18 protein-coding genes, 2 tRNA genes and 1 CRISPR repeat array (1 of these 21 only partly in view) are annotated in these 22065 nt (G+C 73.3%); of the genes, 6 read left to right on the top strand and 14 right to left on the bottom strand.

The window, feature by feature from the left end; genetic code table 11:
* Nucleotide 1: 1 nt before the first annotated feature.
* Both ACFY9V_RS03040 and ACFY9V_RS03035 read right to left on the bottom strand, forming a co-directional pair.
* Nucleotides 2-742 (bottom strand): class F sortase, encoded by a 741-nt coding sequence (locus ACFY9V_RS03040; protein ID WP_391158995.1) that lies wholly within the window; start codon nucleotides 740-742, stop codon nucleotides 2-4.
* A 226-nt stretch (nucleotides 743-968) separates the two neighbouring features.
* A complete protein-coding gene (locus tag ACFY9V_RS03035) occupies nucleotides 969-1382 on the bottom strand; it encodes a hypothetical protein (RefSeq protein ID WP_391158993.1) in 414 nt (137 codons plus the stop codon).
* A gap of 287 nt (nucleotides 1383-1669) precedes the next feature.
* Here ACFY9V_RS03035 and ACFY9V_RS03030 point away from each other — a divergent pair, with 287 nt between their 5' ends.
* Complete coding sequence (locus ACFY9V_RS03030; RefSeq protein ID WP_391158991.1) at nucleotides 1670-1975, top strand: hypothetical protein; 306 nt, start codon at nucleotides 1670-1672, stop codon at nucleotides 1973-1975.
* A gap of 152 nt (nucleotides 1976-2127) precedes the next feature.
* On the opposite strand, the gene ACFY9V_RS03025 is transcribed toward ACFY9V_RS03030, so the two are convergent.
* A complete protein-coding gene (locus ACFY9V_RS03025; protein WP_391158988.1) occupies nucleotides 2128-2397 on the bottom strand; it encodes a hypothetical protein in 270 nt (89 codons plus the stop codon).
* A 73-nt stretch (nucleotides 2398-2470) separates the two neighbouring features.
* Between ACFY9V_RS03025 and ACFY9V_RS03020 the strand changes: the two genes are divergently transcribed.
* Nucleotides 2471-2770 carry a hypothetical protein gene (locus ACFY9V_RS03020; RefSeq protein WP_391158986.1) on the top strand — a complete coding sequence of 100 codons (300 nt, stop codon included), beginning with the start codon at nucleotides 2471-2473 and terminating at the stop codon, nucleotides 2768-2770.
* A 13-nt stretch (nucleotides 2771-2783) separates the two neighbouring features.
* Nucleotides 2784-2987 carry a hypothetical protein gene (locus ACFY9V_RS03015; RefSeq protein ID WP_391158983.1) on the top strand — a complete coding sequence of 68 codons (204 nt, stop codon included), beginning with the start codon at nucleotides 2784-2786 and terminating at the stop codon, nucleotides 2985-2987.
* 77 nt (nucleotides 2988-3064) lie between these two features.
* Here ACFY9V_RS03015 and ACFY9V_RS03010 read toward each other — a convergent pair.
* Together ACFY9V_RS03010 and ACFY9V_RS03005 are read right to left on the bottom strand one after the other, a co-directional pair.
* Nucleotides 3065-3140, bottom strand: a tRNA-Arg gene (locus ACFY9V_RS03010).
* A 178-nt stretch (nucleotides 3141-3318) separates the two neighbouring features.
* Nucleotides 3319-3412 (bottom strand) — tRNA-Ser (locus tag ACFY9V_RS03005).
* Between the two features lie 180 nt (nucleotides 3413-3592).
* Here ACFY9V_RS03005 and ACFY9V_RS03000 point away from each other — a divergent pair.
* Nucleotides 3593-4192, top strand: coding sequence for an SSI family serine proteinase inhibitor (locus tag ACFY9V_RS03000; RefSeq protein ID WP_391042205.1), 600 nt, complete (start codon nucleotides 3593-3595; stop codon nucleotides 4190-4192).
* Nucleotides 4193-4478: 286 nt separating this feature from the next.
* Complete coding sequence (locus tag ACFY9V_RS02995) at nucleotides 4479-8507, top strand: PAS domain-containing protein (RefSeq protein ID WP_391158980.1); 4029 nt, start codon at nucleotides 4479-4481, stop codon at nucleotides 8505-8507.
* 772 nt (nucleotides 8508-9279) lie between these two features.
* Here the strand turns inward: ACFY9V_RS02995 and ACFY9V_RS02990 are convergent.
* The 4 genes from ACFY9V_RS02990 to ACFY9V_RS02975 all read right to left on the bottom strand — a co-directional run bounded on the left by ACFY9V_RS02990 (nucleotide 9280) and on the right by ACFY9V_RS02975 (nucleotide 15562).
* Nucleotides 9280-11289 (bottom strand): hypothetical protein, encoded by a 2010-nt coding sequence (locus tag ACFY9V_RS02990; protein WP_391158978.1) that lies wholly within the window; start codon nucleotides 11287-11289, stop codon nucleotides 9280-9282.
* A 249-nt stretch (nucleotides 11290-11538) separates the two neighbouring features.
* Nucleotides 11539-13188, bottom strand: a complete 1650-nt coding sequence (locus ACFY9V_RS02985) for a long-chain fatty acid--CoA ligase (protein ID WP_355336553.1) — start codon at nucleotides 13186-13188, stop codon at nucleotides 11539-11541.
* Nucleotides 13189-13391: 203 nt separating this feature from the next.
* Complete coding sequence (locus tag ACFY9V_RS02980) at nucleotides 13392-13916, bottom strand: SigE family RNA polymerase sigma factor (protein ID WP_391126948.1); 525 nt, start codon at nucleotides 13914-13916, stop codon at nucleotides 13392-13394.
* Nucleotides 13917-14398: 482 nt separating this feature from the next.
* Nucleotides 14399-15562 (bottom strand): glycoside hydrolase domain-containing protein, encoded by a 1164-nt coding sequence (locus tag ACFY9V_RS02975; protein WP_391158976.1) that lies wholly within the window; start codon nucleotides 15560-15562, stop codon nucleotides 14399-14401.
* Between the two features lie 375 nt (nucleotides 15563-15937).
* Between ACFY9V_RS02975 and ACFY9V_RS02970 the strand changes: the two genes are divergently transcribed.
* The gene (locus tag ACFY9V_RS02970; RefSeq protein ID WP_355336556.1) at nucleotides 15938-16237 is read left to right on the top strand and encodes a hypothetical protein; all 300 of its coding nucleotides are present in this window, start codon (nucleotides 15938-15940) and stop codon (nucleotides 16235-16237) included.
* Between the two features lie 145 nt (nucleotides 16238-16382).
* Here the strand turns inward: ACFY9V_RS02970 and ACFY9V_RS02965 are convergent, their stop codons facing one another.
* The 5 genes from ACFY9V_RS02965 to ACFY9V_RS02945 all read right to left on the bottom strand — a co-directional run bounded on the left by ACFY9V_RS02965 (nucleotide 16383) and on the right by ACFY9V_RS02945 (nucleotide 20731).
* Entirely contained in the window at nucleotides 16383-17576 is a 1194-nt protein-coding gene (locus ACFY9V_RS02965) for a lipid-transfer protein (RefSeq protein ID WP_391158974.1), read from the bottom strand.
* Nucleotides 17573-17974 (bottom strand): MaoC/PaaZ C-terminal domain-containing protein, encoded by a 402-nt coding sequence (locus ACFY9V_RS02960; protein ID WP_391158972.1) that lies wholly within the window; start codon nucleotides 17972-17974, stop codon nucleotides 17573-17575. The genes ACFY9V_RS02965 and ACFY9V_RS02960 overlap by 4 nt, the downstream gene beginning before the upstream one ends.
* The gene (locus ACFY9V_RS02955) at nucleotides 17971-18987 is read right to left on the bottom strand and encodes an OB-fold domain-containing protein (RefSeq protein ID WP_391158970.1); all 1017 of its coding nucleotides are present in this window, start codon (nucleotides 18985-18987) and stop codon (nucleotides 17971-17973) included. Before ACFY9V_RS02955 ends, ACFY9V_RS02960 begins: the two co-directional genes overlap by 4 nt.
* 90 nt (nucleotides 18988-19077) lie before the next feature.
* Complete coding sequence (locus tag ACFY9V_RS02950; protein WP_391158969.1) at nucleotides 19078-20277, bottom strand: PfkB family carbohydrate kinase; 1200 nt, start codon at nucleotides 20275-20277, stop codon at nucleotides 19078-19080.
* A 148-nt stretch (nucleotides 20278-20425) separates the two neighbouring features.
* Nucleotides 20426-20731, bottom strand: coding sequence for a hypothetical protein (locus ACFY9V_RS02945; RefSeq protein WP_355336560.1), 306 nt, complete (start codon nucleotides 20729-20731; stop codon nucleotides 20426-20428).
* A 610-nt stretch (nucleotides 20732-21341) separates the two neighbouring features.
* Nucleotides 21342-22065: direct repeats of the CRISPR family, unit length 28 nt; unit sequence GGGAACAGCCCCGCGGGCGCGGGGAGCA; it runs 1684 nt beyond the window's last position.

Here is a 22065-nt window from a genome sequence, read left to right as displayed (position 1 = left end):
TTCACCACGGCGCGGTCCACGTAGCGGCGGGGGAGGCCGGAGGCGCCGAGGCTGCCGTGGCCACGGGAGACGCCACCGGGGCGGGAGCGGGCGGACCGACCTTCGTGAGGTGGGCGTAGACGACGATGTTGGCGCTGTAGCTGGTGGCCCGGGAGTAGGTGCCGGCGCAGGTGATCAGGCGGAGTTCGGGGCGGGTGGCCTGCCGGTAGACCTTCTCGCTGGGGAAGTCGCTCTTCTCGTACTGCTCGACGGCGTCGACGGTGAAGACGGCGGTGCGGCCGTCCTGGCGCCGCACGGTGAGGGTGTTCTGCTTGTGGAGCTGGCCGATGCGGTAGAAGACGGCGGGGCCGCTGTGGGTGTCGAGGTGTCCGACGACGACCGCGGTGCCGGTGCTGCCGGGCGTGGGGCCGTTCCGGTACCACCCGGCGAGGTTCTTGTCGTCCGGCGGCGGGGGTTGCAGGGTGTGGTCCTTGTCCGTGGTGAGACCGGTCATCGGCGCGTCGACGCCGATCTCGGGGATCGTGATGCGGGTGGGCGGCGACGGCGGCAGCGGGTCCACCGCGGGGGCCGGGACGGCCGGTGCGACGGGGCCGGAGAAGGCGTCGGCGGCCGAGGGCCTGGGCGGGGTGAGTCCGGTGCCGGAGGCGCTGTCGACCACGAGGAAGCCGCCCACGGCCATGCCTGCCAGGAGCAGTGCGAGGCCCGCATGGCGGCGGCGGTGGGCGGCGCGGGGGTGCTGCATGCGGGGCGGGCCTTTCTCGAAGTCTGCGTCCGTCCGCCTCGGGCCGGGGCCCAGCGATCAGCGCCTGGCGCCTGGCGCCTAGCGATTGGCGCTTAGCACCTGACGCCTGGTGCCTGGTGCCTGGTGCCTGGTGCCGAACGAGCTGCGGACGTATGACGCCCCCTGCGGTCGCGCGCTCCGCTTCGAGCGGGGCGCGCGGCCACAAGGGGCGGAGGTGGAACCGAGGTCAGCCCTCGACGGAACGGCGGCGCATCATCACGACGCCACCGGCGACCGCGACGGCGAGCACAGCCGCGCCCGCGGTCATCTCGGTGCCGCTGATCCCGCCCGCCAGGCCGCCGGAACCGGCGTGCACCGGACCGGTGACGCTCGCGCACGCGTCCCGCTCGCCGACCTGCGCCTGCTCCAGGATCTCCTCGGCCGTGGCGATCTGCTTACGGATCTCCGGCGTCTTGTTCGGCAGCTTCTCCAGCCGGTCGAGCTCCTTCTGCGCTTCATGGGTCTTGACCTGGGCCTGCTCACAGATCTCCGAGTGGGGACCCGTCTCGGCGGACGCCATCGGGGCGGAGAGCGCCAGAGCGCCGCCGCTGAGGGCAATGCTGGAGATGGCGAGAGCGGCGAGAGCACGAGCGGAACGCATGGGACTCCTTCGCGAGGGCACGCCCTCGGACCCTGATGGCCCGAGAAGGGGGACGTACGTGCCCAACGAAGTCATAGATACGAATAATGTGACTTATTCACACACCTTCACACCATTTTTGCCCCGTTCAGACCACATCCCCCGGCGCGTCGCTCACCCTCCGCCGCCCCCGACTGTGCTTACCCCTCTTCACATCTGCCGGACCGTCACCTCACACCGCCACGCGAACGCCACGGCCGACACGAGACCAGACCGTCGACCAGCACCGCATCCCCGGCTGCGACGGCGTGTGGCACCAGGAAGGGGTGTGCGAGGCGACCTTCGCCGACATCACCACGCCGGGCGCGACGCTCGTCGTCAACGTCAGTTCCGAGGAGGACCGGACCACGCACCTGGTGATCTGGGAGGGCAACGACGGCCGCGACCTGCTGCGGACCACCAACCGCGCCGACGCCGTCGCGTTCGCCACCAACCTGCGGGAGCTGGCCGACGCGGTCGAGCGCGGTGCCGCGCTCCTCACCCCGGACGCCGCCCGGCGCATCGTCCCGGCCGGCCGCCGCCTCGACGCCGTCCGGGCGGGTGAGCCGTCATGAGACACATCGTCCTCGGTGCCCTGCTCGGCCTGGCGCTGGCGTTCCCGCACCTGGCCGGGCGAGGCGCCGACCCCGCCGCCACGGCCGCCCACTGGGTGGCCTGCCAGCCCGTCCTGTGGGCGTTCACCCCGGGCTGCTGGCCCGGCCGCGAATCACTGGTCATTCGATCCGGAGGACGAAGTGAACGCAGCCCGATCCGCCGCCCGCCGCGCCGCCCGCCGCTCGCGCCAGGGCAGCACCAGCCTGACGACAAGCACCGCCACCACCGGCACCGGCACGGTGACCCAGAGCGCGTGCCGCGACTGCGGCCAGGTGGCGTTGCCCCACAGCATCGGCACCAGCGCCCCCGCGGCCAGCACCACCCCGGTGACCAACGCCCACTTGATCGCGCTCAGCGGCGACCCGTCCCCCCGCTTTTCCATGGCTGCCACCGTAGCGGGCCTTTCCGACCCCCCTCGGAGCACCCCATGAGCGTCCGGTACGGAGCGGGTGGTGATGTTCGCCGCCGCCGAGGTGGCGCTGTTCTCCATGGCGCTGATGGCCCGGCAAAACCTGGGCGCCCTCGGGGTGCCGGGTACGCCAGGGGTACTGGTGTGGGTGGTGACCGGGGGGGAGCTGCGGGAGCGGCTGCTGTCCCGGTTCGGCCTGGCCCAGCGGGGGCGGGACGCGGCGCAGATCACCCGTGACCGGTGGACGCGGATTGCCACCCGCAGGGCCTCGCGGCGTCGATCCGCGTACTCAAGGACCGCTACGGCGTCGGCCAGCTCCGAGCCACCCGAATCCAGAGCGACCTGAAAGCGAGGATGTCGTGAGCCTCGATCCGAAGCACCGTCAGTACGCCAACCCGGTGCCCAGCTTCGAGGTCCGCCCGCTGCCCGCCCGGCGCCCGGAAACCTCCGTGTCGGCGTGGGCGGGCCACTCGGATCTGTCGTTCACGAAGCGGACTTACGTGCACCCTGACCCTCAGTCACTGCGGGCCGGTTCGGAGAAGCTTGCCGAGCTGTTGCGCTGACGCAAGATCATTCGGCGATTGTGAGAAATTACGACAGAAGCCCCGCACCCCCGAAGGGGCACAGGGCCTCTGACCTGTGGTGCACTCGGCAGGATTCGAACCTGCAACCTTCTGATCCGTAGTCAGATGCTCTATCCGTTGAGCTACGAGTGCGAGCGCTTCGCGGGGTTTTGGGCCGGTCGGCGTTGCGGGAACAACATTACATGAGGTGTGGCGGGAGGTGAAATCCATAACCGGGAGGCGGGGTGACCTGCGGGAATGGGGTGGGGGCCGGGGGGTGGAACGGAAGGAGCCCCGCCGTCGGTGGAGGACGGGCGGGGCTCCGGGGTGGTGGCGGAGGCGGAGGGATTTGAACCCTCGATGGACGGTAAAGCCCAAACCGCATTAGCAGTGCGGCGCCATAGACCGGACTAGGCGACGCCTCCTGGTACGTGCCCGGGTGAGCGGGCGCGTGTGCAGATGATGACACAGCCGTGCGGGCCGCGACCAATCGCAGACTACGGTACAAGGCCGCCGGTGGGCAGGGCAAAGGGGTAGTGCGGGGACGCGCCCACGAAGGAGTGGGTTGCGGGGGCGGGCGGGCCCGCGCGGGTAGGGAGGGGCGCATGCGAAACCCCCGAGCCACCGCACCCCGTACGACGCGGAACCGCGCCCCGAAGGGCACCCGCGCACCCCAGGGCACCCGTACCGTCCTCGCGTTTCTCACCCTGGCCGCGCCCCTCGCCGCTCCCCTCGTGGCCGCCGGCGGCGCCGCGGCGGTCGGCGTCCCGCGCCCCACCCCCGTCGAGCGGCTGATGGAGAGCCGCCTGACCGTGACGTACGCGGCGGCGCCCGACGCCCAGCCGCGGACGTACACCCTCGACTGCGGCCCCGCCGGGGCGAAGGAGGAGACCGACCCGGCGTGTGAGCATCTCGTGGAGATCGGGGGACCGGAGCGTGCGGTGCCCGCGGGGCAGATGTGCTCGATGATCTACGGGGGACCGCAGACGGCCCATGTGACGGGCGTGTGGCGGGGCCGGACGGTCGACGAGGAGTACAGCAGGACGAACGGCTGCGAGGTGTCGCGCTGGCAGCGGATGGTGCCCGCGCTCCCGGCCGCGAACGGCGCGAACGGCCTGAACGGCGCGAATACCGCGAGCGACGCGGTGAACAGCGCCGACGCGAGCGCCGGAGGTACACGGACGGACACGACCGTACGTTCGTGACGTACGCCACACCCGCGCGCCCCCGGCCGAACGCGGCGCCCGAACACCCCGCTCCCAAGGGGCACATGGACATCCGGGGCCGCGCGAGGGGGCCCGACCCGTACACTCGGTCTAGTGACATGTCCCGGGGGTGGCGGCAAGATGGGCCGCCCGTGACAAGCCGCCCGCCCGTGAGAGCTGGCAGCACAAGAGCGGAAACGAAAGCGCAAGCAAGAGCGGACATCAGCGCGGGAAAACGGCGGCGCAGGACAGTGCGGCACGTGCGGTAACAGGGAGGACGCGTCTCGTGAGCAGCAGGCCATCCAGAGGCGCTGCTCGCCTCGCCTCGATACTCGATGCCCTGCCCGACGCGCTGCTGCTGGTCGACGTCAACGGCACGGTGGTCAACGCCAACGCGATAGCGATCGAGACGTTCGAGTCGCCGGGTACGGCGCTGGTGGGGCGGGGCCTGCTCGATCTGCTGCCCTCCTTTGACTCCAAGCGGATTCCCGGCTCGATGCGCAGCCCGCGCGAGGCCGCGGAGGACACCCGCACGAAGCCCACCCGGATGGTGGCGCGGCGGACCGACGGCACGGAGTTCCCGGTCGAGGTCACCAGCGCCAATCTGGAGGACCCGCGCACCCCGTACGCCGACTTCGGTGAGCCCCAGCCGCCCCACTACACCGGCGACGAGCTGCTGATGCTGGTGGTCCGCGACCTCACCGGCACGCTCGACACCGAGGCCGAACTGGCCCGCCAGCAGCGCCAGACGGAGATGATCCTGCGCGCGGCGGCCGAGGGCGTGGTCGGTGTGGACACCGCGGGCAAGGTCGTCCTCGTCAACCCGTCGGCCGCGCAGATCCTCGGCCACCGGGCGACCGACCTGGGCGGCAAGGAGCTGCACCCGCTGGTGCACCACTCGCGCAGGGACGGTTCTCCGCTGCCGTACGAGGAGACCCCGCTCGCCGACACGCTGCGCTCCGGGCGCAAGCACCGCGTCCGCGGCCAGGTGCTGTGGCGCAAGGACGGCCGCGCGGTGCCGGTGGACCTGACGACGGCGCCGGTACGGGACGGCGACCAGCTCGTCGGCGCGGTGATGACGTTCACCGACCGTACGGCGTACGACGCGCTCGCCGCCCGCGCACTGCAACTCGGCGCGCTGCTCGACACCTCGCTGCGCGGGCCGCTGGCCGAACTGCGCGGCGAGCTGACGGGCCTGGCCGCCGACCCGGCCGGGCAGCTCTGGCCCGAGGCCAACCAGATCCTGCACCACCTGTCCGCCGGCTACTCCCGCATCACCACCCTCATCGACAACGTGCTGGCCTTCCAGCGGCTCGACCGCGGCGAGGACAAGCTGCGGCGCGAGACGGTCGGGCTCGACAAGGTGGTGGCCGCGGCCGTGGAGGGCGCGGTCGAGCTGATCGGGCCGGGGCGCGCGCAGTACGCGGTGCACGCGCCGCCGATCGAGGCGTCCCTGGACGCCGAGCGGATGGCGCAGGCCCTCGCCCACCTCGTCGCCGACGTCGCGGGCGTCGACTCGGCGGGCAACGCCATCGCGTACGCCGGCGACTCGACGATCGTGGTCGCGGCGGCCCAGCGCGGCGACGTCATAAGGATCGACGTCCGCGGCCCGCACGCGGGCGGCGACCCCGTCCATCTCCCGCTCGCCCGCGGCATCGTGGAACGGCACGGCGGCGTGCTCCAGACCCACGAGGTGCCCGGCGGCAGCGCGTACGTCCTGGAGGTCCCGGTCGGCCGCGCCCGTCAGAGGAACGGCTCGGCCGCCGCTTCCGACGCCTCGGGTACGGGTACGGAATCGGCCACGGGTGGCCGTACGGACGGCGGTACGGAATCAGGTACGGGTACGGATACGGGCTCGGGTACGGGCTCGGGTACGTCGGGGTCGGGCGACGCGTCGGAGCAGCCGCGTGAGTCCGAGACCACCGTGATGCCCTTGCCGACCGAGCCGATGCGCGGGACCACCGGGCAGGGGTCGAACGCGGCGCCGGGCGCGGGCAATGGCGCCGGGCCGGACTCCGGGAGCGGCGTACGGCGGGGACCGCACCAGCGGCAGGCGCCGCAGGACAGCGGGGCGGCGGTCGCGCCCTGGTCGATCCCGGCCGCGCCCGACCAGGACTCCGCCCCGACCGGGCGGCGCCGCGCGCTGCGTCGGCCCGGCGACGAGTCGGACGGCGGGAGCGCGGGCGGCAACGGCGGCGCGGGGCGTGAGATCGCGCCCGCCGACGGGGCGCAGCCCACCGGCCGCAGGGCGCGGCGGGCCAGGACCGACGACCAGGAGCAGGAACGAGGCGGGGGCGCGGCGGGTCAACCCGCCCTCCCGCAGGGGCAGTCCGCGCTTCCGCAGGCGGGGCTTCCGCAGAGCCAGCTTCCGCAGCCGCAGGCGGGGCTACCGCAGAGCCCGCTCCCCCAGACCCACCTTCCGCAGCCGCAGATTCCGCAGGCCCAGGTCCCGCACGCCCTGCCGCCCGTCCAGCCGGCCGTCCAACCGCCTGTTCAGCAGAGCCCCGGCCAGGACCCGCGCGGGCTTCCCGCTCCCGAGGCGGGCACCGGCCGTCGCGCGCGCCGCGCCATCGAGACCGCCGCGCCGGACAGCGGCGCCGCCGTCGTACCGCAGCAGCAGGGCCACGCGCCCGAGCCGCCGCGGCAGCCGCAGCCGCAGACCTGGCCGAGCCCCGGCCAGAGCGCGGGTCAGGCGGCGGACGAGGAGCCGGAAGGACCCGTACCGCCACGGTCGTGGCCCGCGCCGTCGCAGCAGCCCCCGCAGCCGCAGCCGACCGCGTGGCCCGCGGCGCCGCAGAATCCGCAGCCGTCGACCTCGCTGCCGTCGCAGCAGCAGGCGCCGTCCTCGCAGCCGCCGTCGCCCGGCCAGGGTCAGCCGCCGCAGGCTCCGGCCGCGTCGGCGGCCGGACCGGGTACGGCGGGACCGTCCCCGCAGCGCGGCGGCCCGGCGCCGCAGCAGGACCCGTCCCAGAGCAGCCACGGCCGTGCCATAAGCGTGCGTACGCTCGGGCAGGGCATGCCGTTCGGGCAGCAGGCGGGCGATCCGCAGACCCAGACGCAGGCGGTGCAGGCCCAGTCGGGGCTGCCCGCGCAGGTGACGGCGAGCGGTTCCGGCCGCCGCCGCAGGCTGAACCCGCCGCAGCAGCCGCAGCCCGTACAACCGGGTCAGCCCGTACAACCGGGTCAGCCCGAGCAGAACGGCCAGCCCGAGCAGAACGGCCGGCCCGAGCTACAGCAACAGCAACAGCTACAGCACGGTCCCGGCGGCGAGACGCAGGCCCGTCAGCACCCGCAGGCCGACCCGGACAGCGGTCAACTCCCCATCCGCCGCCCCGAACCCCAGCCGCAGCGCGGCGCGGGCCGGTCCGCGATCCCCGGCCAGGCCCCGGCGCCGGACGACGACGACCGCGAGACGGCGCTGCTGCGGCCGGTCCCGGCGGCCGATCCCGTTCCGAAGTCCCAGCCGCCGGTGCCGCGTGAGGCGGGCGGCCGGGCGTACGCCATAGGCGCGCCCGCGGAGGGCGCCGCCGAGGGCCCCGAACCGCTGGACGGCCCCAATGGCGCGGTCGACGTCACCGACATCGCCGACGACCGCATGGAGGAGTCCTTCGACGAGCCGCGCCGCCTGCTGGTGTGGCCCGAGCCGGACACCTCCACCCGCCAGGCCCTGACCGACCGCGGCTACCGGCCGGTGATCGTGCGCTCCCGCGAGGAGGTCGACGCGCAGATCGCCGAGCCGCCCGCCGCGCTCTTCGTGGACCCGCTCACCGGGCCCATCACGCGTACGGCGCTCCAGTCGCTACGGCAGGCCGCCGCGGCGGCCGACGTGCCCGTCCTGGTCACGGCCGGTCTCGGGCAGGCCACCCGCGAGGCCGCGTACGGCGCCGACCCGGCCGTACTCCTCAAGGCGCTCGCCCCGCGCGACAGCGAGCAGCACCCCCCGCGGGTTCTGCTCGTCGAGAGCCACGAGCCGATCGCCCAGGCGTTCGCGGCCACGCTCGAACGGCGCGGCATGCAGGTCTCGCACGCCGATTCCGAGACCGACGCCATGTCCAAGGCCGCCCAGATGCATCCCAACCTGGTCGTCATGGACCTCATGCTCATCCGGCGCCGCCGCCAGGGCATCGTCGACTGGCTGCGCGGCAACGCCCGCCTCAACAACACCCCCCTGGTCGTCTACACCTCCGCCGACATCGACCCCGCCGAGCTCCCCCGCCTCGCCTCCGGCGAGACCGTCCTCTTCCTCGCCGAGCGCTCCACCAGCCCCGACGTCCAGGCCCGAATCGTCGATTTGCTCGCCAAAATCGGAGCCTGACCCCTCCGGGGAGGTCCCCCATCCTTGGGGGCGCGGCCCCAGCGCGGTTCCCTCCCCCGGGCGGCGAGCCGATCCTTCAAGGGCCGCGGGACCGTGTCTAATCTGCGCCCGCCGCCGCCGCGCGCGGGCGGCGCGCTCAGCCACGGCGCTCCCGCACCTCACCACCCGCCCCAACGGGGCAGATCGGCTGTTCCCGGACCACCGGCCGGTGGTGGGTTGCCCGCGCAGTTCCCCGCGCCCCTAACGGGCCGCACCGTCTTTCGTCCGGGCGGTGGGCCGGTCTTTTCAGGGGCGCGGGACTGTGTTTGATCTACGGCCCCCGCCGCGCGGGCGCGCTCAACCACGACGCTCCCGCCCCTAACGGCCCGCACCGCCTCTTGTCCGGGGGCCAGGCACGGGCATTTAGGGGCGCGGGGAACTGCGCGCTCAGCCACAACGAGCGCACACGTACCACCGCCCCAACGGGGCAGATCGGCTGTTCCCGGACCACCGGCCGGTGGTGGGTTGCCCGCGCAGTTCCCCGCGCCCCTAACGGGCCGCACCGTCTTTCGTCCGGGCGGTGGGCCGGTCTTTTCAGGGGCGCGGGACTGTGTTCAATCTGCGGCCGCCGCCGCGCGGGCACGCTCAGCCACGACGCTCCCGCCCCTAACGGCCCGCACCGCCTCTCGGCCGAGGGCCAGGCACGGGCATTTAGGGGCGCGAGGAACTGCGCGCTCAGCCACGACGAGCCCGCACGTCACCACCGGCCCCAGCAGGGCAGACGCGGCGTGGGTCAGGGAAGGTGTTCGGGAGGGCCGGGCCGGAGGCCAGGCTGGCGGATCATGGCGGTGATCTCGGCGGCGGCGACGGCGGCACGGCCGGGCCGCTTGAGGAGGCGCTCGGCGAAGGGCCAGCCGACCACGCCGAGGGAGATCTCCTCGGAACCGCCGAGCCCACGGTGACGACCGGGGCCACCCGGGGAACCGGAACCCTCGTCGAAGCCGCCCGGGGCACCGGAACCCTCGTCCCAGCCACCCGGGGCACCGGAACCCCCGTCCCAGCCACCCGGGGCACCGGAACCCTCGGGGTCGGCCTCGACGCACGTGATGGTCAGGGCGCCGCCGCGACCGTAGCGGGCGTGGCCGACCGCGTCCCAGGGGATGTGGCGGGCGCGGGAGGACGGGAGGCCGCGGACGCGCAGGCCGACGCTGTCCGCGGTGATCTGCCAGGTCATGAGGCACCAGCCGCCGTAGAACCAGGTGAGGGCCACGAAGGAGAACCAGAGCACGCGCGACCAGGGCCAGTCGCCGACGGCGGCGGACGTCACCGCTCCGGCTCCGGTCACGAGCATGACCGCACCGACGCAGCGCGCGACAGGCCCCGCGTGCCAGCGCACCGGCCCGGCGGCGGCCACCACGGTGCCGAGGGCCCGCTGGACGTCGATCTCGGCGGCCTGACGGTGTCCGGCCTCGCGTCGCCCGGCCGTCGAGCCCGCGTCGCCGTGGTCGACGGCCGGCCCGCCGCGTATCGGGGACAGGGACACCTCGACGGACGGCTTCGCGGCGGGGCCGCTCTCGGCGGACGTCAGGACGAGAGTGCCGTCCTCGCTGAGCGCGCCGTAGAGGATGACGTCGTGTACGCCGGAACGGGCGTGCGGAAACGGCTCGTAGTGCAGCACCGCCTCGGACCCGAGGCCATCGGCGCCGTATATCTCGGTGAAACCGTCCGCCCTCGTCCGGGCACGCGCCCGCAGGACCGGTACCGGGCCGCGCCGAAGGGCGAGCACGCGGCGGCGGGCGAGCTGCCCCGAGAGCGCCGAGGCGATGCCGAGCCCTACGAGGGCCATGCCGCCGGCCTGGCGGAGGAAGTGGGACAGGTCGTCGGGGTACGGCTCGCCCGCCAGCCGTACCCAGTCGCCGTGGAGCAGTACGGTCACGGTCCCGACGTCCCGGTAGTCGCCGTCCACGTCGAAGCGGTGACGGGAGCCGTCCGGCATGCGCACCGTGAGCAGGTAATCGTCCGGGTTGTAGGCGACGACGGGAACGTCCCGGGCCACGGCCACCCGCGCGGTACGGTCATCGGACCGGTCCTGTACGACGACGGTCACGATCAGGGCGGCGCCCACCGCGCACATGAGCAGCCCGGCGACCCGACGGAACAGGCCCCGCTGCCCCGGCTCGATGCCGTCCGGCATGGGAGCGGACGCGGTGACGCCCCCGGCGGCCTCCGCGATGAGGGCGCGCTGGCGGCGGCGGGCCCGCAGCCGTTGCGCCACAACCAGCCAGCCCCAGCACAGCGCGGCGACGACCACCGCGGCCGCGACCTTCTCGCCGGCCCCGCCCTCCCACTGGCCGGGCCGGGCCAGGTAGAGCAGGAGCAGCGGGGCGGTCAGGACGGCCAGTTCCGGCAGGAAGAACAGGCACACGAGGTGGGGCAGGAAGAGCATCGTGCCGGTCTTGTCCACCCATTCCTCGCCGCAGGGCGCCTGCGGAGTGCAGGTGGGGTCGGGACTCATCAGGACCGCGGCGAACACGGCGACCACCAGGACCACGGCGGGCAGCGTCGGCCGCACCCACGCCGCCCTGGGCCCGGCCGCCCGCCACCCGCGGGCGTCGGCGGCGAGCCACGGGCGCGCGGTGCCCCCGGCGTACGACGTGCCATCGGACCCGCCGCCGGACCCGCCATCGGACCCGCCGCCGTATACGTCGGCGGATACGTCCTCGGGCACGCCGCCGGACCCGCCGCCGCGCACACCGGCGGACCCGCCGTCAGGCGCACCCTCGGACCTGCCGTCGCTGATCATCGGTGCGTCATGGGAGTACCCGTGTCCGTCCTGGCCGAGGGCGCGTCGAAAGCGGCGTCCGCCGAGCCGACCAGGCTCTCCCGCCGCACCAGCAGATCGTTTTACCTGATCATTGCGCAACCGGGAAAGTTTGCGAAGCGGCACGGCCCGCCGTGGCGACAGGCGTACGAAGGACGGTCACTTCGTAGGAGCCGCCCGTCGCCAAGCGGTCGCACTCCGGGGGCTCACCACCCCCCGGCCGGGACACCGTCAGAGCTGCGTGACGTCCAACTCGCCCTCGGCGAACGCCTTGCGGATGACCTTCTTGTCGAATTTGCCGACGCTCGTCTTCGGCACCGCCGGAACGATCGCCCAGCGCTCGGGGATCTGCCAGCGCGCGACGCGCCCGGCGAGGAAGTCGTGCAGGGCGGCGTAGTCGGCGGTGGCGCCCTCGCGCAGGACGACGGTGGCGAGCGGGCGCTCGCCCCAGCGCTCGTCGGGGACGGCGACGACGGCGGCCTCGGCGACGTCCGGGTGGGCCATGAGGTGGTTCTCCAGGTCGACGGAGGAGATCCATTCACCACCGGACTTGATGACGTCCTTGGACCGGTCGGTGAGGGTGAGGAAACCGTCGTCCGAGATGACGCCGACGTCCCCGGTGCGCAGCCACCCGTCGGGGCTGAACTTGTCCTCGGGCCGCACCGGTTCCTCGCCGACGCCGCCGTAGTACGCGGCGGCGATCCAGGGCCCGCGCACCTCCAGCTCACCGGCGGACTCGCCGTCCCACGGCTGGACGGAGCCGTCCGGCCCGATCAGCCGGGCCTCGACGGAGGCGGGGAAGCGGCCCTGGGTGATCCGGTACGCCCACTCCTCCTCGGGGGTGACCCCGGCGGGCGGCTGCGCGACCGTGCCGAGCGGCGACGTCTCCGTCATGCCCCACGCGTGGCACAGGCGTACGCCGAGCTGCTCGTCGAACGCCTTCATCAGGGCGGGCGGGCAGGCCGAGCCGCCGATGGTGACCTGCTTGAGCGAGGTGATGTCGCGCGGCTTGGCGGTCAGCTCGGCGAGCAGCCCCTGCCAGATGGTGGGGACGGCGGCGGCGTGCGTGGGGCGCTCGCTCTCGATCATCTCGGCCAGCGGGCCGGGCTGGAGGAAACGGTCCGGCATCAGCAGGTTGATGCCGGACATGAAGGCGGCGTGCGGCAGCCCCCACGCGTTGACGTGGAACATCGGCACCACGGGCAGCGAGGTGTCGTGCGAGCTGAGGCCCATCGACTCGGTGGAGTTGACCTGCATCGAGTGCAGGTAGATCGACCGGTGCGAGAAGACGACGCCCTTGGGGTCGCCGGTGGTGCCGGAGGTGTAGCACATGGCCGCGGCGCTGCGTTCGTCCAGCTCGGGCCAGGCGTACGTGGTCGGCCGCCCGTCCAGCAGCTCCTCGTAGTCGTGCACGGAGGGACGTACGCCGTCCAGCACCGAGCGGTCGCCGGGGCCGACCACGACGACGTGCTCGACCGAGTCGAGCCGCGGCAGCAGGGGCGCGAGCAGCGGGAGCAGCGAGCCGTTGACGAGGATCACGCGGTCGGCGGCGTGGTTGATGATCCAGGTGAGCTGCTCGACGGGCAGCCGGAGGTTCAGGGTGTGCAGGATCGAGCCCATGGCGGGGATCGCGAAGTACGCCTCAAGGTGCTCGGCGTTGTTCCACATGAGGGTCCCGACCCGGTCGCCCTCGGCGACCCCGAGCCCGTCACGCAGCGCGTTGGCGAGCCGGACGGCGCGCAGACCGACCTCGCGGAAGGAGCGGCGCTGCGGCTCACCCTCCCCGGTCCAGGTCGTGACCTGCGATTTTCCGTGGACCAGCGTCCCATGGACCAGGATGCGGGTGACGGTCAGCGGTACGTCCTGCATCGTGCTCAGCACAGGGGGCCTCCGGCGGCTACGCGAGGGTAATGTCCTCGCGATTCTGCGTGCATACCGATCGGTACGTCACTACCCCGCGCGGTATTGCCGCCGGTTCGTTCCGGGCGGCGCGGCGGTCGGGGGGACCGGGGCGCGGCCCGCCGGACGGCGTGGCACGTGTCGTGGGGATGTGTGCGACGCCCGCCTCAGGGCCCGGGCAGGCCCTAGGCGACGCACAGCTCCAGCTCCGGATCGTCGCGCAGCTTGCCGAGGGCGCGCGAGACCGCGCTCTTCACCGTGCCGACCGAGACGCCCAGCGCCTCCGCCGTCTGCACCTCGCTCATGTCCTCGTAGTACCGCAGGACGACCATGGCCCGCTGGCGCGGCGGCAGCCGTCCGACCGCGCGGAGCAGCGCGTCCCGCTGGGCCTGCTGCTCGGTGATGTCGGGGGCGCCGGTCGCGGCGGGCTCCGGCACCTCGTCGGTGCTGAACTCGTCGACCTTGCGCTTGCGCCACTGCGAGGTGCGCGTGTTGACGAGCGTACGGCGGACGTATCCGTCGACGGCCCGGTGGTCGTCGATCCGGTCCCAGGCGAGATAGGTCTTGGTCAGGGCGGTCTGGAGCAGGTCCTCGGCGTCGGAAGGGTTGGGGGTCAGGGAGCGCGCGGTGCGCAGCAGCGTCGGGCCCTTGGTCCGGACGTAGGCCGTGAACTGCGTCGTATTGGCGCTGGTGCACACAGGCGTGGTCATGGCTTCACGTTAGGAGCCGACATGCCCGTGGCGGATCGGCCGCAGGTGCCGAAGCGGGATCACTCTCAGGTCGTAGGACGGGGGTTGTCCCCACCCCCCGAGGGGGGAGCCGGGGGCCGGGGTCCCGCAGGGGTTCCTCCGGAGAAGAGCGGGGTCCGGGGGGCGGACACGGTCCCTGCGCGGGCCCGTGGCCGCCGTCCGGGCGCTGCCCTGGTGGCCGTATGGGCGGACCGCCGCTTTACGTGTGCGGGCTGCCGCCGTACGCGGGGGCCGTCGCCGTACGCGTGCGGCCGTCGCCGCCACGGGCCGCGCCGGGGTCGGCCCTGACGTCCGCCCCGGGGCGGTCCCGGTGTCATCCCCGGGTCAGCCCCGTACGACCTCGGCGTCAGCCCGTGGTCGTACATCAGCGCGGTCCGAGCGTCCTGGAAGCTCGGACCGGCCTCGGACCGGTGCTCAGCGGTAGGTGCTCACGACTCGGGCGCTCAGAGCTTGGCGACGGGCGCGTCGATCAGGTCCCGGTCGATCGACAGCTTGTGACCGCCGTGCGTCTCGGTGACGGCGCCCGTGTACTGGTGGATGCGGCTGTGCGAGGCCCAGGCGGAGGGGCGCAGGACCGGTTCGGCGGTGAGGGTGGGGGCGACGCCCCAGCGGGCGTACCAAATGGCGCCCGGGAGGTCGGACGTACCCGCCCTGCGGGCCTTCTCCATGTGCGCGATGCCGGAGTCGGCGCTGCTGTAGAAGCCGGGCACATAACCGCGCGCCCGCACCTGGCGGTCCCAGGCGCGTACGAAGGACAGCGTCGCGTTCGCGCAGCTCGCCTTCCTGAGGTCGTACGCCTCCATGTCGAGGTAGAGCGCGCTGCCGCGCTTCATTCCGAGCGCGCCCGCGGCCTTCGCCGCGTCCGCGCCCTCGCTCGTGCCCTGGGCCGTCGCCCGCTGGGGGTCGATGCGGAACGGGTTCTTGTTAGACCCTCTCACGCAGGGGCTCTGCGAACCGACGTAGATCGGCAGCAGGCTCCAGCCCGCCGCGGTGGTCTGCTGTACCCAGTTGTTCGTCAGATTGCGCTGCGTCTTGCAGGCGCGGGCCCGGCCGCCGAAGTAGATGCCGACGGCGCGGTACGGGGAGGAGGCGCGCCAGGCGCGCATCGTGGCGAGGTCGGGGGCCTGGCAGGTGTCGAAGCCGCGGCCCTTGAAGACGCGCGGGGCGACGGCGGCGTCCTCGGGGAAGGTGGCGGCGTCGTCGGACGCGTCGTCGGTGCCGGGGAATCCGGTCTCGTCGGGAGCCTGGGCGTCGTCGGGAGCCTGGGCGCCGTCCGGAACCTGGCCGTCGTCCGAGGCTTGGCCGTCATCCGAGGCTTGGCCGTCATCCGACGCCTGGGCTTCGGCGGCCGCGGCTTGGGCTTCGGCGTCCGCGATCCAGCCGGCGGGGTCCGTCCTGTTGTCGACGGGGTCGATGTGCCCATCGGCCGCCGCTGCCCCCGCGCTCGCGGGGCCCGCGCTGGCCGCCGGGACATCGCTGTCGGCGACGGCCGACACCGCGGGAAACAGCAGACCGGTCAGCGTCAGCGCGGCGGCGAGGACGTAACGAGTGCGGCGCGTACGGCGCACGCGGTGCGCGTAACGGATAAACCTACTTGTTTCGGTCATTCGCCGAGTCAACGTGGCGGGCGGCCCGCACGGGCGGAGACACGCCGCCGGGTCGGGCCGTACGGGCCCCGAACCGCTCGGGCGGCGGGCACTGCCGCCGCGTCGGCTCCGCCGGGCCTGGCGCCGGACCCGAGGTCGGGGCCGTCCCTCCCCCCTCCCGGACCTGCTGACCCGCTACCGCGCTCGGCTGCGCGTGCGCGCTTCCCGGCACTCGGATACGCCGACGGAACGCGGGCCTGATACGCAAATTACCGTAGTACGTGGGTTATTTGCATGATGGCGTCGGATTGCTACGGTCACCCCGTCGCTATTTGCACCCACGCGAGCGGGGCCGCTTCGGCGTCGACCGCGTGGCCCAGTAGGGAGGACCTTCTCGTGCTCCGTGCTCGTATCGCCGCCGCGGGCGCCGCCGTGGCGCTGGCCGCCGCAGGGCTTGTCGCAGGCACCGCCCCGTCCGCTCAGGCGTCGACCCCGCCCACCCCGTACATGTGCCCCTACTTCCTCAACGACGGCGCGCACGGTCTGTACGTGTGGACGTACGGGCAGGGCTGGCTGGTGTGCAGCTACAGCCCGCACGCCGAGCTGTCCTGTCGGTACAACGCGTTCAGCGGCGACGCCTGGTTCAACGCGCCGAATCCCGACTACTGCCCGACGCGCGCGATTCCGACGGCCTGACACGATTCCGGCGGCTGCCGACGGCCTGGGCCGGTCGGCCGCCGCCCTTCCCTCCGGGGGTCCGGGACCCCGATCCCACCGGGCCCCGGGACCGTCGGACCTTCGGGCCTTCGGGCCTTCGGGCCTTCGGAACCCCGCGCCCGCCTCAGGCCCCGTCCGCCGACAGGATCAGGCCCGAGGTGGGGACGCCGGTGCCGGCCGTGACGAGGGCGTGGCCGACGGAGGCGACCTGGTTGACGCTGCTGCCGCGCACCTGGCGGACGGCTTCCGCGATGCCGTTCATGCCGTGCAGATACGCTTCACCGAGCTGGCCGCCGTGGGTGTTGACCGGGAGGCGGCCGTCGATCTCCAGGCCACCGTCCGCGGCGAAGTCCGCCGCCTCGCCGGGCCCGCAGAAGCCGAACTCCTCCAACTGCATGAGCACGAACGGCGTGAAGTGGTCGTAGAGCACCGCTACGTCGACGGCAGCCGGGCCGAGGCCGCTCGTGCGCCACAACTGCCGTGCCACCACGCCCATTTCGGGCAGCCGGGCGAGGTCGTCGGCGTCCCGGTAATAGCTGGTCATCTGCTCCTGCGCGCGCCCCGCGCCCTGCGCGGCGGCCGTGACGACGGCGGGTGCGTGCCGCAGGTCGCGGGCGCGTTCCGCGGAGGTGACGACGATCGCCTGGCCGCCGTCGGTCTCCTGGCAGCAGTCGAGCAGCCGCAGCGGATCGACGATCCAGCGCGAGGCGGCGTGGTCGGCGAGGGTGATCGGGCGGCCGTGGAAGTACGCGGCCGGGTTGTTCGCCGCGTGCCTGCGGTCGGCGACCGCGACATGGCCGAAAACCGACGGTTCCAGTCCGTAGACGGACAAATATCGGTTTGCCGACATTGCCACCCACGAGGCGGGGGTGAGCAGACCGGGGGGCAGGTTGACGCCGAGCGCCGCCCCTTCCGCCGACGGCTCGCGCCCGAGGACGCCGGAGCCGAAGCGGCGGCCGGAGCGTTCGTTGAAGGCCCGGTAGCAGACCACCACCTCCGCGATCCCGGTCGCCACCGCCATCGCGGCCTGCTGCACCGTCGCGCACGCCGCGCCGCCGCCGTAGTGCACGCGCGAGAAGAAGGACAGCTCGCCGATTCCGGCCGCCTGCGCCACCGTGATCTCGGGGCTGGTGTCCATCGTGAACGTCACCATGCCGTCGACGTCCCCGGGCGTCAGCCCCGCGTCGTCCAGCGCCGCCCGCACCGCCTCGACGGCCAGCGTCAACTCACTGCGCCCGGAGTCCTTCGAGAACTCCGTCGCCCCGATCCCGACGACGGCCGCCCGCCCGCCGAGCGCGTCCCGCCGCCGAACACTCATGACCCCTCCGGGAGTTGCGGGATCTCCACGGTGACCGTGCCGGTGACGTGCCGGCCGAGCGCGTTCACGCCCACCACCTCGACGGTCGCCGTCCGGTCCGCGAGCGCTGTGACCGTACCCGTCAACTCCATCGTGTCTCCCGGGTAGTTGGGCGCGCCGAGCCGAATGCGTACCGCCGTCGTCACCGCGTCAGGGCCGAAGTGCGCGGCCACGTAGCCGCCCACCAGGCCGTTGGTGGTGAGGATGTTCATGAAGATGTCGGGTGAGCCTTTGGCGCGGGCGAGTTCGGGGTCGTGGTGCACGTCCTGGAAGTCGCGCGTGGCCAGCGCCCCGGCGACGACGAGGGTGCGGGTGACGTCGATACGGCAGGGCGGGAGGGTGTCGCCGACGGCGGTCATGCGGGGGCCTCCGCTTCAGGGGTGGTGACCGTACTGGAGGGTTCCGTGTCGGCGGGTCCCGTATCGGCGGGTTCCGTGTCGACGGCGCGGAAGGCCGGCACGGTGAGGTCGTCGTCCGCGTCCAGGAAGTCGAGCAGGACGGGCGCGCCGATCCGGACCTTGTCGTACGGGACGCCGATGACGTTCCCCAACAGCCGTACGCCCTCGGCCAGTTCGACGAGCGCGACCGCGTACGGCGGATCGAAGGCCGGGAACGGCGGGTGGTGCATCACCACGTACGAGAAGACGGTGCCGGTGCCGGAGGCGGGGACGGTGTCCCAGTCGGGGGAGCCGCAGGCGTTGCAGCCGGGGAGCCACGGCAGGCGCAGGGTGCCGCAGGCGGTACAGCGCTGGATGAGGAGTCGGCGGTCCTCGCGGATGGCCTGCCAGTAAGCGGCGTTGTCGCGGTTGACGACCGGGCGGGGGCGGGTCGCGGACTTCGTACGTGCGGGGGCGGGAGCCGGGTCCCGCGCCGAAGCGGCCCGCGCGGGTGCGTACTTGAGGATGCGGAAGCGGTGGGTGCCCGCGAGGACGCCGTCGGCGCGGACCTCGGTGCGGGTGGTGACGAAGTAACCGGCCCCGAGCTTGGTGGACTTGCGCGGCGAGACGGATTCGACGACCGCGTCGAAGGTGACCCGCTGACCCGGCCGCAGCGGCGCCACGTACTCCTGCTCGCAGTCGGTCGCCACGACGGCCGCGTAACCGGCCTCGTCCAGCCGTCCGAGCAGGTCGTCGTAGCCGGGAGTGCGTCCCTCGTGGCCGGACAGGCCGCCCATCGTCCACACCTGGAGCATGGTGGCGGGCGCGGTGCCGTCTGGGGGTACGGGGTGGCCGAGGGCTTCGCACCAGTGGCGGATCATCGGGGCGTTGACGGGGTCCTTGCCGATGCCGCCCGTGGCGGCCGGGGTGCCTTCGTAGCGGCGCAACTCGGCGTGGAGCGGGTCGTTTTCTGCCGTTCCGTCCGATCCGTCCATGGCGGTGCCGCCCTCCCTCGACAATCTGACTGTCCGTCAGATTCGGACGGGAGGGCGGCTGTTGTCAATGGGCGTGCGGGGGTGGCGGGTTCAGGCCGGGGGCTCTTCCGTGCCGGGATCGGGGGCGGGCCCGGGAGCGGGGGCGGGCCCGGAGGCGGGCGCGGGTCCGGAGGCGGGCGCGGGTCCGGGGACAGCGGCGGGGGCGGACTCTTGTGCGGGTTTTCCGCCCGGCCCGCGACCCCCCTCGCTCTCGGCCAGAAGTTTTCCACAGGCTGTGGACGAAAGTTGGGCACCGGATTCGCCGACCGCCGCCGCCCCGACGCGTACCGCCCAGCCCGCCGCCTCGACCAGCCCGTCCCCCTCCGCCAGCCGCCAGGCCAGCGCCCCGGTGAAGGCGTCACCCGCACCGGTCGTGTCGACCACCTCGACCGGGACGGCGGGCAGCCGCGTCGTACGCCCCCGGGGCGGCTCCGCGTCCGCGCGTACGTTTTCGCGTACGCCCGCACGTACGTCCCTGCTCACGTCTTCGCGTACGCCCCCGCTTACGTCCTCGCGCCCGCCCGCGCTTACGTCCTGGCGCTCGACGACGGTCACGCCCGCGCCGCCCAAGGTCACGACGGCGGACCGGACACCGAGCCGGAGCAGGTCACGCGGGTCGGCCTCCGCGGCGGAAGCCGCGCCGAGCAGGACGCGCATCTCGTGCTCGTTGACCACCAACGGGTCTGCGCAGGACAGGAGTTGACCCGACTCGGCATCGTCCCTGACGGCTTCGGGCGGTGAGGGGTTGAGCACCAAGCGGGCGCCGTGCCGCTCGGCCGCGCGGGCGGCGGCCCGTACCGCGTCCATCGGGACCTCGCACTGCGCGGACACCACGCGCACGGCCGACCCGACCGCGGCGGTCACTTCGGCCGCCGTGAGCACGGTGTTGGCGCCCGGTACGACCACGATCGCGTTCTCGCCGTCGGCCGCGACCGTGATGAGCGCGATGCCGGTGGGCACCGTCTTCTCGGTGCCGAGCGCGGTCGTGTCCACGGCGGCGGACCGCAGTTCGGCGGTGAGCCGTTCCCCGTACGCGTCCACCCCGACCCGCCCGCAGAAACCCACCCGCGCGCCCAACCGGCCCGCGGCGACGGCCTGGTTGGCCCCCTTGCCGCCCGCGTGCACGGCCACGCCCGACGTACCGAGCACCGTCTCGCCGGGCGCGGGATGGCGGTCGACCCTGACCACCAGGTCCGCGTTGGCCGACCCCACCACCAGCAGCGTCACGCCGTCCGCCGTACTCCTGCCCACCGTTCACCGTCCTCGCCGTTCCCCGCTTCGATCATCCTGCCGTGGAACGCGTGCGCGCGGCGGCACATGGCGTGCCGCCGCGCGTACGCGTCACCGGTCAGGAGTGGCGGGGCGCCCCCTCACGCCGCCGCCGAACCCGCGGCGCGGGTCACCAGAGCTGCGCGAAGTGGATGCTGACGTTGTCCTGGTGGATGGCGGTGAAGCCGGAACCGGCCACGCTCGCCGTGTTGTTCTGGTTCGACGCCCCGGCCCCGGTGGCCGCCTGCTGCGTCGTCGTCACATTGCCGAAGTTGCCACCCCCCACGTTGCCGCCGGAGTTGCTCACCACCGTCGCGTTCGAGTGGCCACCCGCGAACGCGCCGTCGTCTGCCGAGGCCGTGCCGGCGAACAGCACAGCCGCCAGCGGCAGTGCGGCAACGGCGGCCAGGGCACGGACGGTACGGATGCTTGCCATGGTGTTCCCTCCAAGGGGACATGTTGCGGGACTAGTTGAACTGTCCGGACTTGTGGAAGCCCGGTCCGATCCGGAGCACCGCGGTTGGCCGACCGCGGTGCCGTCTTGCTTCTTCGAGCGGCGTCGCCGAGACCAGAGTTGCCCACCCCACCCCTCCCGAACCCGCCCCTCCCCTTCTTTTCCCCCGCAAGCGTGACGATCTGTCGACAAACCCCCCATCCCCCACCTTTCCCCCACCCGCACCCCCCACCCCCCCAGTCCCCCCAAGCGCCAAAACGTTCCTGCCCCTTTTCAGCCATTTTCCGGTCACCACCAGAAACCGACGGCACAGGGAGCGCGACGGGACACACAAAAGGTGGGGCCGGCTCCCGATCGCATCGAGACCCGACCCCACCTGCATGTTCACTACCTACCGCGGAGCCTGTGGGATTTGAACCCACGGTGACATCGCTGCCACGACGGCCTTCAAAACCGCTCGGCCATACAGACTCGCCCCGCTTCCTTCCTACGAAGAGCCTGGCCCTTCCTCTCAAGAAGACGACGCCCCGACCACAGGTCGCCCACACGCATGACCGCGACACGGGCGCAGAACCAACGCCCTCCCACCCCGAGCAGCAACCCCGCAGGCGCGGGGAGCAGCTTGTCCAGTCCCTCCGCGCGGTCAAGGGCATGGGAACAGCCCCGCGGGTGCGGGGAGCAGAGCGGTACGTCAATCTCGTCGTCGGGGCACGAGGGAACAGCCCCGCGGGCGCGGGGAGCAGGGCCAGGTGCCGCGGCTGGAGGTGTTGGCCGCGGGAACAGCCCCGCGGGCGCGGGGAGCAGGCCTTCCGGATGCGGCCCATGATGCGGCCGGAGGGAACAGCCCCGCGGGCGCGGGGAGCAGAGCGGCAGTAGCGAGGGGATCACCTTCGGCCTGGGAACAGCCCCGCGGGCGCGGGGAGCAGATGATCGGCCGCCACCCGACCTCAATCCCGAAGGGAACAGCCCCGCGGGCGCGGGGAGCAGCGGCGGAGGAGGGCGAGTTGCTGCGGGCCGGGGGGAACAGCCCCGCGGGCGCGGGGAGCACGACCTGGCGACGTGTCACCGCTGCGGCCGTGCGGGAACAGCCCCGCGGGCGCGGGGAGCAGGCGTTGTTGGCACCGCCCGACACGCTGGTGCCGGGAACAGCCCCGCGGGCGCGGGGAGCAGACATCGTCGCCGGTGCAGCGAACCTGCGCCCCGGGAACAGCCCCGCGGGCGCGGGGAGCAGTCGCCGCCGTCCTACCGCGAGGCCGCCGCCCGGGGAACAGCCCCGCGGGCGCGGGGAGCAGGAGCCTCGCCTTTGCGTGAGCGCG

This window comes from Streptomyces sp. NPDC008317 (assembly GCF_042955955.1).
In the GTDB taxonomy this organism is placed as follows: Bacteria; Actinomycetota; Actinomycetes; order Streptomycetales; family Streptomycetaceae; genus Actinacidiphila.
The sequence above is the reverse complement of the archived record's forward strand: the minus strand, read 5'-3'. Positions and strand labels throughout refer to the sequence as shown.